1 protein-coding gene is annotated in these 421 nt (G+C 39.9%); it reads right to left on the bottom strand.

The window, feature by feature from the left end; translation table 11 throughout:
* Positions 1-172: 172 nt before the first annotated feature.
* On the bottom strand, positions 173-421 hold a 249-nt coding region (locus tag ACTQ1S_RS09405), incomplete at its 5' end, for a hypothetical protein (protein ID WP_441547576.1).

The raw sequence follows: 421 nt of genomic DNA, 5'->3' as shown, positions 1-421 counted from the left end.
TTCTGAGACTTCTCAACAGTACCAGTAGTTCCAGATAAGACTTTAGCAGACTGAGAAAGCTTGCTAGTAACTCCATCTTGAACCTTTCCCATAGACTGCATGGCTTTGACGTATTGGTTATTATCTACGGAAACCTTTATTCGCATTTCCTTATCTGCCATTATAGTTCCTCCTAATCAAACATATTAAATACATTGTCTAATTCTTGTTTGGCAAAAGCTCTACGGTCTTCCTCGTCCATATCTCTCAGTAAGTCTTCCGTAGTTATCTCGGATTCTGGAATATAGTCTAGGTCTCTGTAAAGTTTAAAACCAACATATTCGTCGTAGCTTATTGGCTTACCTTTAGCAGGCTGTTTGAACAAGGTAAAGAACAGTCCAGCCTCTCTTGCATGACGTTGGTAAGCTCCTCTCATCAATCC

Source organism: Collinsella sp. LCP21S3_D3, assembly GCF_052118305.1.
GTDB lineage: Bacteria > Actinomycetota > Coriobacteriia > Coriobacteriales > Coriobacteriaceae > Collinsella.
Note: the sequence above shows the minus strand (reverse complement) of the source record. Positions and strands in the feature narration are given on the sequence as shown.